The sequence below is a fragment of the Lentzea alba genome, from assembly GCF_047445655.1.
Classification (GTDB): Bacteria; Actinomycetota; Actinomycetes; order Mycobacteriales; family Pseudonocardiaceae; genus Lentzea; species Lentzea alba_A.
Genome location: NZ_JAJAEG010000005.1, coordinates 387,554 through 399,479 on the forward strand (window position 1 = coordinate 387,554; position 11,926 = coordinate 399,479).

At 69.4% G+C, this 11,926-nt stretch carries 9 protein-coding genes; 2 read left to right on the forward strand and 7 right to left on the reverse strand.

From position 1 onward, the window contains the following. The coding region (locus tag LFM09_RS11355) for a PucR family transcriptional regulator (protein ID WP_414096315.1) at positions 1–1,096 on the reverse strand (1,096 nt) is incomplete at its 3' end. Positions 1,097–1,256: 160 nt separating this feature from the next. Here LFM09_RS11355 and LFM09_RS11360 point away from each other — a divergent pair. Further along, entirely contained in the window at positions 1,257–3,029 is a 1,773-nt protein-coding gene (locus tag LFM09_RS11360) for an FAD-binding dehydrogenase (protein WP_414096316.1), read from the forward strand. Here the strand turns inward: LFM09_RS11360 and LFM09_RS11365 are convergent. From LFM09_RS11365 to LFM09_RS11385, 5 genes are read right to left on the reverse strand one after another with little or no spacing between them, the layout of a single operon-like run. After that, positions 3,026–4,750 (reverse strand): FAD-dependent monooxygenase, encoded by a 1,725-nt coding sequence (locus tag LFM09_RS11365; protein WP_414096317.1) that lies wholly within the window; start codon positions 4,748–4,750, stop codon positions 3,026–3,028. The two genes, LFM09_RS11360 and LFM09_RS11365, sit on opposite strands and share 4 nt — an antisense overlap. Then, positions 4,747–5,091 (reverse strand): DoxX family protein, encoded by a 345-nt coding sequence (locus tag LFM09_RS11370; protein WP_414096318.1) that lies wholly within the window; start codon positions 5,089–5,091, stop codon positions 4,747–4,749. Before LFM09_RS11370 ends, LFM09_RS11365 begins: the two co-directional genes overlap by 4 nt. Before the next feature lie 40 nt (positions 5,092–5,131). Further along, positions 5,132–6,754, reverse strand: coding sequence for an AMP-binding protein (locus tag LFM09_RS11375; RefSeq protein WP_414096319.1), 1,623 nt, complete (start codon positions 6,752–6,754; stop codon positions 5,132–5,134). Continuing rightward, positions 6,751–7,629: a fumarylacetoacetate hydrolase family protein gene (locus tag LFM09_RS11380; RefSeq protein WP_414096320.1), complete on the reverse strand. Its 879-nt coding sequence runs from the start codon at positions 7,627–7,629 to the stop codon at positions 6,751–6,753. Before LFM09_RS11380 ends, LFM09_RS11375 begins: the two co-directional genes overlap by 4 nt. Then, entirely contained in the window at positions 7,626–8,735 is a 1,110-nt protein-coding gene (locus LFM09_RS11385; protein WP_414096321.1) for a VOC family protein, read from the reverse strand. Before LFM09_RS11385 ends, LFM09_RS11380 begins: the two co-directional genes overlap by 4 nt. 99 nt (positions 8,736–8,834) lie before the next feature. Between LFM09_RS11385 and LFM09_RS11390 the strand changes: the two genes are divergently transcribed. Further along, positions 8,835–9,458, forward strand: coding sequence for a TetR/AcrR family transcriptional regulator (locus tag LFM09_RS11390; RefSeq protein WP_414096322.1), 624 nt, complete (start codon positions 8,835–8,837; stop codon positions 9,456–9,458). A gap of 293 nt (positions 9,459–9,751) precedes the next feature. On the opposite strand, the gene LFM09_RS11395 is transcribed toward LFM09_RS11390, so the two are convergent. After that, complete coding sequence (locus LFM09_RS11395; protein WP_414096323.1) at positions 9,752–11,689, reverse strand: potassium transporter Kup; 1,938 nt, start codon at positions 11,687–11,689, stop codon at positions 9,752–9,754. Positions 11,690–11,926 lie beyond the last annotated feature (237 nt).

The following is an 11,926-nucleotide window of genomic DNA, read 5'->3' on the forward strand; positions in this document are numbered from 1 at the left end:
CCCACCAGGTGTGCAAGGTCGTCAGCACGTGTGAACGTCGCGCATCCGGGGTGTCGCCGAGGTCGACGTCCGTCAGCTCGACGAGTCGGTCCAGCCGGTACCGCACGGTGTTGGCGTGGATGTGCAACGCCGAGGCCGTGGCGCTGAGCCGACCGCCGTTGTCCAGGTAGCACAACGCCGTCGCCACCATCTCGTGGTGGAACGTGCTCTTCGGGTCGAGCTGCCCGAGCAGTGAGTCGGCCAGCGTGCCGGCGAGCGCCGGGAACGCCGCGAGAGCGGTCTCACCAGCGAGATCGGTCAACGGCCGCACTCCTGTCGCGCCCCGCGCTGCCGCCAGCGCCTGCGTGCACATCGAGTACGTGGTGCGCAACGACTTCAGCGCTGTCGCGGGCGACACGACCAGCAGATCGTCCGACCAGGTCGGCGCCGCGTGCGTGAGCCCGGCCAGCCGTCCCTCGACCAGCCCGTACACACCGCCGAACGGCTGGAGCCGCTGTTCCAGCGTCCGCGCGTGGCTCGGATCCGTCACGGCCGACACGACGCAGTGGTAACGCCCGTCGGCGCGCAGACCGGCCCGGGTCAGCTCCGAGGCGTCCGGAACGTCGCCGGACACCAGCAACCTCCGCAGCAGCAGGGCGTTCATGTCCCTGGCTGTGCGGGACAGTTGGAGTTCGGCCGTGTGATAGCCGCTGATGATGTGGCGCTCGACCGCGCCGACGTAGCGGTCGACGTCGATCATGAAGTCCAGGATCGTGCCGTCGTCGACGCCGAGCGACCGTGCCAGTTCGACACTCGCCCGGATCAGCTCGGTGCGGCCCGCGTGCACACCGCGCAGCAGTCCCGCCATCGACACGCCCTGCGCCGCACGATCAGCACCCAGCGCCAGGGCGGCGGAGAAGTCGCCGTCGTCCGGCGACCCGCCGCGTTCCAGGTGGGAGATCCCCTCGGCCAGCAGGAACGCGATGTGGCGCCGGTTCTCCGCCGCGGGCAGCCGGGCGACCTCGGGTGAGTTGTCGCGGGCGGCTTCGACTACCCGTTCGACGACCTTGTCGTCGGCGGCGACGGCTTCGAGCATCTGCCGCACCAATGTGGACATCCCGGGCACATCGCCTCCGGAAGCTCGGTTGTGGGACGGCCACAACGCAGCCGTCGCCGCTTGGTGGCGAGGCCCTATCCCCCGCTCAGCGGTTCCTGGTTAGTTCCTTTACGCGAGAGTAATTCGCGTTGGGACCACCTTCAACGAGGAAGGCCTGGGGATGTCAGACCGCAACATCAGCCGCCGCAACCTGATCGCCGCGGGTGGCGCGATCGCGGCGGGCGCCACGCTCGGCCAGGCCTACGCCGGAGCGGCGCCGCGGGTCGACGCGGACGTGATCGTGATCGGGCACGGCCTCGCGGGTCTCGTGGCGACGTCCGAGCTCGCGGCGGCCGGCCGGAAGGTCCTGCTGCTGGACCAGGAACCCGAGGCGAGCCTCGGCGGTCAGGCCTTCTGGTCGCTGGGCGGCCTGTTCTTCGTCAACTCCCAGGAGCAGCGGACCGCGGGCATCAAGGACTCGCTCGAGCTGGCTCGCGCGGACTGGTTCAACACGGCCGGGTTCGACCGCGGTGTGAGCGATCCCATGGGTGAGGACTTCTGGGCCGCGAAGTGGGCGGAGGCGTACCTGAACTTCGCCGCCGGCGAGAAGCGCGAGTGGCTCTACGGTCTGGGCGTGCGGTGGGTGCCGATCGTCGGCTGGGCCGAGCGCGGCGGTCAGCTCGCCGACGGGCCGGGCAACTCGGTGCCGCGCTTCCACATGACGCTGGGCACCGGTCCGGGCGTGATGGAACCGTTCGAGAAGAAGGTCCGCGACGGCGTCCGCGACGGCAAGGTCACCTTCAAGTTCCGGCACCAGGTCGACGGTCTCATCGTGACCAACGGCGCGGTGACCGGTGTGCGCGGCAGCGTCCTGGAACCCAGCACCGCCAAGCGCGGCACGGCCAGCTCGCGGACCAAGGTCGGCGACTTCGAGCTGCACGCGCCGATGGTCGTCGTGACCTCGGGCGGTATCGGCGCCAACAAGGAACTGGTCCGTCGCAACTGGCCCGCGCGACTCGGCCCGGCGCCGCAGCGACTCGTCACCGGCGTACCCGCGCACGTCGACGGCCGGATGTTGGCGATCACAGAGCTCGCCGGTGGGCGGATCGTCAACCGCGACCGGATGTGGCACTACACCGAGGGCATGATCAACCACACGCCGATCTGGCCGGACCACGGCATCCGCGTGCTGGCCGCGCCGTCGTCGATGTGGTTCGACGCGCGCGGCCGCCGGTTCGCCAACCCCGGCATCCCGTCGCTGGACACGCTCGGCACGCTGGAGCTGATCGGCAGGTCCGGCTACGACTACTCGTGGTTCGTGCTGAACAAGAAGATCATCGACAAGGAGTTCGTGCTCTCCGGGTCCGAGCAGAACCCGGAGATCACCGCGAAGAACCTCGTCGCCTACCTGGCGATGCGACTGCTCACCAGCACGCCGCCGCCGGTGAAGGCGTTCATGGACAAGGGCGTCGACTTCGTCATCAAGAACAACCTGCCGGACCTGGTCGCCGGGATGAACGCTCTCACCGGGCAGAACCTGATCAACCTGGACGAGCTGCGCCGCCAGATCGTCGTCCGCGACCAGCAGGTGGACAACCCGTTCTCCAAGGACGTGCAGGTGATGGGGATCCGGAACTCCCTGGCGTACAGCGGGGACAGCCTCGCCCGCACGGCCCCGTTGCACAAGATCCTCGACTCCGGTTCCGGGCCGCTGATCGCGATCCGGATGAACATCCTGACCCGCAAGACGTTGGGAGGCCTGCAGACCGACCTGTCCGGGCGGGTGCTCGGGTCGAACGGCCAGCCGATCCCCGGTCTGTACGCGGCGGGCGAGGTGTCCGGGTTCGGCGGTGGCGGTGTGCACGGGTACCGCGCGCTGGAGGGCACGTTCCTCGGCGGCTGCCTGTTCTCCGGGCGGGCGGCCGGGCGAGCGGCCGCCGCCGAGAGCGCCTAACGGCCCAGCACGCGGGAAAGCACGCCGACGAGTTCGGCGCCGGGGTCTGCGGTCTCCCCTGTTGATCGCCAGGCCACGAACCGATCGGGGCGCACCAGGATCGCGCCCCGATCGGTGATCCCGCGGTGCTGGGTCCACGTCGAACGCGGGTCGAGGTAGTCCCCGTCGACGTGGCCGATCCGGACGGCGTCGACCGGCACGTTGAGGTTCGCAGCCGCCTTCGCCGCGGCTGTGAGCCACTCGTGCCCCTGCTCGCCGGCGATGAGCAGGAACCGGCCGGGGCGCACCAGGTCCATGACCGGGACCCGCTCGCCGTCCTCCACCCACGCGTGGGGCAACGGGTGTCCCGGTCGTGTGCCCGGCTGGTAGAGCCGGATCGGGTCGGGGTTGTGCGGGACCTCGGTGCCGTCGGGGATGATCGCGCCGGACTCGTAGGTGTAGCCGTACTCGATGTTGAGCTCGTCGAACTCCATGGACTGACCGGCGATCGCCCGTCGCGCGACCTCTGCGTGGTCACCCCAGACCCGCCGCAACGCTTCCCAGTTCTCCTCGGCCGTCTGCTCCGGGCTGACGCCCAGTGCCTGCGTCGTCACGAGGTGGTTGATCGCGTTGTCGATGGCACGTTGCACGTTGCGCGCGGTGGTGGGCTTGCGTTCGGACTCGTAGGTGTCGAGCAGCGCCTCGCCGGAATGTCCGTTGAGGACTGCCGCGAGCTTCCACGCGAGGTTGTGCGCGTCCTGCACGGCCGAGTTCAGGCCGAGACCGCCGGTCGGCGGGTGCCGGTGGGCGGCGTCGCCGAGCAGGAACACCCTGCGGTCGCGGAACCTGTCGGCCACCACGCCTTCCAGCGACCACCGGGTGATCATGTGGATCTCGTAGTCGTCGATGCCCAGCGCCGTCCGCATGTCCGCTTCCACCGCGGCGTTGTCGAACGCGCGGTCGTCGTCGGCGCGGTAGTTCAGGTGGAAGATCCACTCCTCGGAGTCCGGCCCCCACCTCTGCGGCCCCATCGGCGCGAGCGCACCGCCGAGACCCATGTGCGGCAACGAAAGCCAGCGGATGAGCACCTCGGGATCACGGGCCCACTTCGAGAGGTCGGCGCTCAGGTGCACGGTCACCACACGGGCCACGTCGCGCAGGCCGTCCATCGTGACACCGATCGCCGGGCCGACGGTGCGGCCGCCGTCGCAGCCGAGCAGGTAGCGGCAGCGGACCTCGTACTCCTCATTGGTGCCCCGGTCGAGAATCGTGGCCGTGACGCCGTCCTCGTCCTGACTGATAGCGCTCACATCGTGGTTGAACCGGATCCGGCCGGGCGCCAGTTCCTCGGCCCGCTGCTTGAGCAACGGTTCGAGGCGCAGCTGCGGCAGGTTCGCCGGCAGGCACGCGCTGGCCGCCGCCCACGCGGGGTTCTGCCCTCCCGCACCCCAGCACTCGATCTTGCCGAAAGCACGGCCGAAGTCCGGGCCGTCGCCGCACAACCCGGCGTACCAGCCGGTGTGCGACATCTGGTCCGGTGGCGTGCCGCGTTCGTACACGGCGTCCGCGACAGCGAGGTCGCGGAAGATCTCCATCGTGCGCTGGTTGAGGTAGTGGGCCTTGGGCAGCGGGCTGGTGTCGGGGCGGGCGTTCACCAGCAGCGTGTCGATGCCGAGCTGGGACAGCAGCATCGAGACGGTGAGCCCGGCACCGCCGCCGCCCACGATCAGTACGTCGGTCATAGGATTCCTTTCAGGACGGCCAGATACCCGATGACGAGCAGCGCGCACACGAGTGCCGGGGCGATCTGCCGGAGGGTGTCCTTGTTGCGCAGATGCGTGATCAGGGCTCCAGCCAGCAGGAGGAGCAGGCCCACGCCGGCCAGGGCGCCGAACAGCGGCTGGGTGAGGCCGAGCAGGACGCCGGTGGCGGCGGCGAGTTCGAGGGCGCCGATGCCGCGGTAGGCGGTGACGGAGAAGCCGGAGTGGGTGGCGAGCTCGCGGGCCAGGGGCAGGGCGAGGACCTTGGTGACGCCGAGTGCGGTGAAGATGAGGGCGACGAGGACGGCGAGAACGACGGTCATGGCTGTGTCCCCTCGTTCCGCCGCCAGAGCGAAGTGATCGTCATGAGCGCGCCTCCTCCTTGATCCGCCAGGCAATGGCGTACCGGTCCAGCACCGGCTTCACGTCCGCCACCGCGTCAGCCCCGACGAGCACCACCACGCCCCCGCCCTCGGCGCTCACCTCCACATCCAGCCCTTCCAGCTCGCGGCGAGTCGCGTCCACCCTCAGTTCGACCTTGTAGGGCTTGCCGATCGCGGTCAGCGGCAACGCAGGCACCACCACGACCTCCTTGGGCGCGGCCGCCCGTTCCGGCACCCGTTGCTCGGCCCACTCCCGCAGCTCTTCGGGCGTGACGTCACCTGCGACGGTCACGTAGGCGACTGGGACCTCACCGGCGTGCGGGTCCGGACGCCCGACCGCGCTCGCGCCCGTCACCGCGGAATGGCCGAGCAGGGCGTCCTCGATCACCGCCGGGTCGATGTTGTGCCCACCCCGGACGATCAGGTCCTTGGCCCGCCCCGAAAGCCGGATGAACCCGTCGTCGTCGACGCTCGCCAGATCACCGGTGTCGAGCCACTCCCCCGGCTCGACCAGCTCGCCCGGGCTCTTCACGTACCCCGCGAACACGGTCGGGCCACTGATCGCGAGCACGCCGTCCGCCTGCACCTTCACCTGCTGGTACGGCAGACGCTGACCGACCGAACCCGGCCTGAGCGCGTCCGGGAAGCCGCGGGCGGTCGCGCAGGTGGCCTCGGTGAGGCCGTAGCCCTCGACCAGCGGCACGCCGGTGTGCGCCTCGAAGGAGTTGCGCACGGCGGGCGGAAGTGGCGCGGCGCCGACCATCGCGAACCGCAGGCTGCTGATGTCAGCGTTCACCGGGCATTGCGCGAGCACGCCGTAGACCGTCGGCACCGCGCTCATCGTGGTGATCCGGAAGTGCTCGACGATGCGCCAGAACTCCCCGTACAGCGCGGGTTCGCGGTAGCCGAGCGGGCCCGCCCACACCACGTGCTGGCCTTTGAACAACGGCGTGAGCAGCGTGACGATGAGCGCGTTCACGTGGAACAACGGCAGCGCCGCGAACAGCACCGAGTCCTCGTCCAGCAGCTCGTTCGCCGCGAGCATCCAGGCGTTGGCGACCTCGTTGGCGTGCGTGTGGGCGGCCAGCTTCGGCGCTCCGGTCGTGCCGCCGGTGTGGAAGTAGGCCGCCAGATCGGTGCCCTGAGGCAGCTCACCGTCGTATTTGGACGACTCCGGCGACGCGCTGAGGTCGGGCTCGCGGGCCCCGGCGCGGGCCAGCAGCTCGTTGACGTGCTCGGGCGCCAGGTCCGGGTTGATCGGCATGGCGATGCCGACGAGCTGCGCGGCGAGGATCGCGGGGATCATCACCGCCCGGTCGTTCGACATCAGCGCGATGGCGTCGTTACGGCCGAAACCCTGTTCCCGCAACAAGTTCGCATACCGACGGACCTCACCGAGCAGCTCGGCGAACGTCCACGAACGCGGTTTCCGCCAGCGCGCCGCCTCGGGCAGGATCGTGATCGCGCGGCGGTGCGGCCAGAGGTCGGCGGCTCGTTTCAGCAACGCGTAGGTCGAGTCGGGCAGGCCCCGGTCGGACAGCGGAACGGACTCGATCTCGGTGAGGTCCTCGGGCGCGGAGTAGCGCGGCCACAACGTGCTCATGCCTTCACCACCGTGCGCTGGCGGCCGAGGTCGAGCTTGCCGTCGTCGGTGCCGACCGCGATCTCCACGACGTCGCCGTCCTTGAGGTACTTGGGGTTGCGGGCCTGGGACTTGAAGAACATCCGCCACTTCGTCGCGGCCGGCAGCAGCGAGCCGATCAACTCCACAGGCTTGGGCGGCGCACTCAACGCCGTGCCGACGGGCGTGCCGGTGAGGACGAGATCGCCGGGATCCAGGCGCTGGAACCGTGCTAGCGCTCGCAATGCCTGGTGTGGCGGGTAGATCATGTCGGCAGCGGTCATGTCCTGCCGAAGCTCGCCGTTGACCCACAGCCGCAGCCGCAGGTCCCCGAACCAGTCGAGGTCGCCGTGGTCGAGCAGCACCAGCACCGGACCGGCCGGGGTGAACGTCGGGTACGACTTCGACTCGTAGAACTGGGTCTTCGGCAACTGGAGGTCGCGGGCGGAGACGTCGTTCGTGATCACCAACCCGGCGACCTCGTTGTGCGCGCCGATGACCAGGCCGATCTCGGCCTCGTAGTCGAGCAGCCGCACGTGCGAGGGCTTCACGATGTCGTCGTGCGGGCCGCTGATCGAGCCGGACGACTTGCGGAAGAACGTGAGTGGCACGGTTTTCGGGTTCAACCCGGCGTCGCGGACGTGCGAGACGTAGTTGGTCATCTGCGCGATCACCCGGCACGGCACGGTGATCGGCGAAACGAGCTTCAGGTCGGCCACCGGTACCGGTTCACCGGTGGCGACGATCGGGCCGGTCAGCAGTTCGCCGGTGGTGCGGGCCGTGGTGTCGACCTTCCGTGCGCCATCCGGGGTCGAGACCCACCAGGCGTCGGCGGTGCGCAGGATCGAGGTGCTCATGAGACAGCCGCTTTCAGCATGCCGCGCAGGCGATGCAGGTCGAATTCGTTGTCCTCGCGCAGGCCGTTGGCCACGGCGATCAGCTCCGCCGGCCCCACGCCGAGGAAGTCCTTGGTGGCCCGCGGTCCCCACTGGGCGAGACCGGACACGGTCATGGGCGCCCAGCCGGGTTCGAGCGAGCAGTCGAACAGGTCGCCGTCGCTGAAGTGCTCGACCAGGAACCCGTCCGGGTCGCGCCAGTAGTCGAAGACCTGACTGCCGAGGATGTGCCGGCCGATGCCCCACGACCGCCGATACCCGTGGTCCTGCAGGTACTCCCCGCCGGCGGCGAGTGCGTCGAGGTCCGCGACCTGGTAGGCCGAGTGCACGTACCGGTTCGCCGGGCCGAGTGTGAGCGCTAGCGTGTGGTGGTCCGTCGGCGCGTCACCGCGGTCGCAGCGGATGAAGCTCATGACGGGTCCGCGTTCGCGTTGTCCCGGGTAGTAGAGGAAGTCGCTGACGATCAGACCGAGGTGCCGCAGGTACCAGTCGAGCGTCTCCCGGTACCTGGTCGTCTGGATGACGACGTGCCCGAGCCGCTGCACCCGCGCCGGCTCACGCCTGGGCCGTTGTAGAGCGTTCACACGGCTCGCCCCATGACCCGCGTTGATCGTGAGCGGCGTCTGCGCGGGCAACGCCCGTAGCTCGTCCATGTCCGCGACGACCTTGACCGGCAACCCGCTCGGGTCGACCAGCGTCGTGCTCACCCCGCCGACGCTCTCCGGCAGCGGGCGCACGGTCGTGCCGGCCACGTTCGCGAGCCGCAGCACGTCACGGCCGTCGACGGCCCGGAACGCGGGTCCCAGGAACCGCTCGCGCGGCCCCTTCCGGATCAACACGCACGGCGCACCCGAGTCCGTGCCGCGCAGGTGCAGCTCATCGGCCGTCCGCAGGGCCGTGGCGAACCCGAACGCGGCGGCGAACTCCTCGGCTTTGCGCAGGTCGGGCTTGGTGAACTCGAGCCAGGCCAGGTCGTGCGCCTTGATGACCGGATCGCTCGCCCGGCCGGGGTGCTCGCCCCTGTGCGCGCCCTGCTCGCTGTGCAGACCGGAGTGTGGATCGCCCATCACGCCTCCCTTCTGACGAAATCATCAGTTACGTACCGGTCGTCAGTCAACCACGTTCTGAGGATTTCGTCAGTCTTGACGTTCAGCTAGGCTGTGCCCGTGACCGAGAACCGCCTGGAGCGCCGCAAGGCCCGCACCCGTGCCGCGCTGGTCCGCGCGGCGCAGGAGTTCATCGCGGACGGGAGGCTCAACGCCCCGATCCTGGAGATCACCCAGGGCGCGGACGTCGGGATGGGCTCCTTCTACAACCACTTCCAGACCAAGGAAGAGCTGTTCGGCGCCGCCGTCGAGGACGCGCTGGACACGTTCGGGCAGGTGCTCGACAGCCTCACGGGCGACCTCGACGACACCGCACACGTTTTCGCGCAGAGCTTCCGCCTGACCGGCCGCCTGCACCGCCGTCTGCCAGAGCTCAGCAAGGTGTTGCTGCACAACGGCTTCGCGCTGAACTCATCCGGCAAGGGCCTCGCCACCCGTGCCCGCCGCGACATCGACGCCGCTGTCGCAGCCGGCCGTTTCACCGTCGCGGACCCGGAGTTGACGCTGATGGTCGTGGCCGGTGCTGTGCTGGCGTTGGGCGAGATCCTGCACGCGCAGCCTGAACGCGACGACGCCGAGGCCACCGATCAGGTCGCCGAGGATCTGCTCAGGATGATGGGCGTGCCGGGCGATGAGGCACACGAGATCTCGCGCCGCCCGTTGCCCGAAGTGGACGTGCCGTAGGTCAGCTCCGTCACCCGACTGGGCGTGGCACACCCCACTCCCCCAAGGGAATCTCTCGGGGTGGTCGGCCGTTGTAGAGGATGGTCGGTGCGGTCCGTGTCCCCCGGGCCTCACCTAGTTGCCTTCGAGGAACGCCTTCGGGAGCCTCGTTGAGCCTTCTCGCCGAGAGGCGACCGTCCGTGCCGACCCCTCAGCTCGCCTCCAGTCGAACTCGTCACCCCCCGCGGCGACGGTTGGAGGCCGCGCACCTCCGGTCGCGCCCCGCTCCCACCGGCAGCGACCGGAGGTACCCCTTACACGTCGATGTGTGCGCCGAGCAGCACGGTCCTTTCCTTGGGCAGTCCGAAATGCTCGGCAGCGTCGGCCGTGATGTACGACGTCGCGATGAAGAGCCGCTTGCGCCACCCGGCCATCGTCCGCTCGGGCCCGCGCTGCAGCTCGATCTTCGACAGGAAGTACCGCGCCTGGTCGAGGTCGAGCGCGCCGCCCTCGGTCTGCGCGGGTTCCAGCAACGCCAGGGCCGCCGGCACGTCCGGCGTCTCGACGTACCCGAAGCGAGCGCTCACGTGGATGATTCCGTCGTCGGCGTACCCGAGCTCGTCGACCTCGACGCGTCGATCGGCGGCCACGCGCGGCACCGGCTCGGTCTCGATGGACACGATCACCACGCGCTCGTGCAGCACCCGGTTGTGCTCGACGTTCGCGCGCATGGCCAAAGGCGCGGTCTCCTTGCCGCGGTTGAGGAACACGGCCGTGCCGGGCACGCGGGTCAGGTTCTGGCCGCGCAGGTCCTCGATGAACGTGTGCAGCGACCCCTCGGCCTCGCGGCGGGCCTTGGTGACGATCGCCCGGCCGCGCTGCCACGTCGTCATGACGGTGAACGCGGTGAGGCCGATCAGCAGCGGCAGCCAGGCGCCGTGCAGCAGCTTGGTCATGTTCGCCGCGAGGAACAGCAGGTCGACGCCCAGCAGCACGACGCAGCCGAGCACGATCGCCCACACCGGCGCGCCGAACTTCCAGCGGGCGATGAAGAGGAACAGCGACGTGGTGATGGTGATCGTGCCGGTGACGGCCATGCCGAACGCGAACGCCAGGGCCGCGGACGTCTGGAACGCGAACACCAGCGTCAGCACCGAGACCATCAGCACCCAGTTGATCCACGGCACGTAGATCTGGCCGATCGTCGACTCCGACGTGTGCGCGATCCGCAGGCGCGGGAGGTAGCCGAGCTGCGCGGCCTGTGAGGCGACCGAGTACGCGCCGGTGATCACCGACTGCGACGCGATGACGGTGGCCATCGTGGCCAGCACGACCATCGGCCAGCGGCCCCACTCCGGCACCAGCAGGAAGAACGGGCCGCTGATGTTCGCCTGGTCTTCGAGGATGAGCGCGCCCTGACCCATGTAGCTGAGCACGCAGGCCGGGAACACCAGGAACAGCCAGCCGCGCGCGATCGCCGGGCGGCCGAAGTGGCCCATGTCCGCGTAGAGGGCCTCGGCGCCGGTGACCGAGAGCACGACCGCGGCCAGCGCGAAGAACGCGATGTCGAAGTGCCCGAACAGAAACCCGAGCGCGTAGTTCGGCAGCAGTGCTTTGAGGATCTCCGGGTGCCCGGCGATCCCGACGACGCCCACGGCGCCGATCGTCGCGAACCACGCGATCATCACCGGGCCGAACAGGCGGCCGACCACCGCGGTTCCCCTGCGCTGCACCAGGAACAGGCCCACGATGATCACCGCGGTGATCGGCACCACGAACCGCTCCAGCTCCGGCTGGACGACCTTCAGGCCTTCGACGGCGGACAGCACCGAGATCGCCGGCGTGATCATGCTGTCGCCGAAGAACAGCGCGGCGCCGAAGATGCCCAGCGCCGCCAGGGTCGCCGCGGCCTTGCGACCCTGACGCGACTTCCACCGGCGCAGCAACGTGATGAGGGCCATGATGCCGCCCTCGCCGTCGTTGTCGACCCGCATGGCCAGCAGCACGTAGGTGACGGTCACGATGATCATGACCGACCAGAAGATGAGCGAGACGACCCCGTAGACGTTGCCAACGCTCACCGGCACCGGATGCGGGTCGGCGGGGTTGAACACCGTTTGGATCGTGTAGATCGGGCTCGTGCCGATGTCGCCGAACACGACGCCGAGAGCGCCGACGATCACGGCCAGCCGCACGGTGTCGTGCGCGAGTTTCTGCCGGGACGGTGCGTCCGCGGTCTGTTGTTCGGCCACGAGCGACCCCCCTCCACGCGTGTTGCCCGCAAGATAACCGCAGGACAGGGCATGCGCTCAGCACTACCGGGTGATCTTTACGCGTTCCTCACGGCCCCCGACCTTTGACATACCCATACCCCCCTAGGGTATAAATGGTGCCGAGCCCACCGCTCCCCCGGCAGCACCAGCCGGCCGCGCGGTGGCCGGAGAAGGAGTTTCAATGACCGTGTCAAGCGGCCTGGGCCGTAGGTGAGC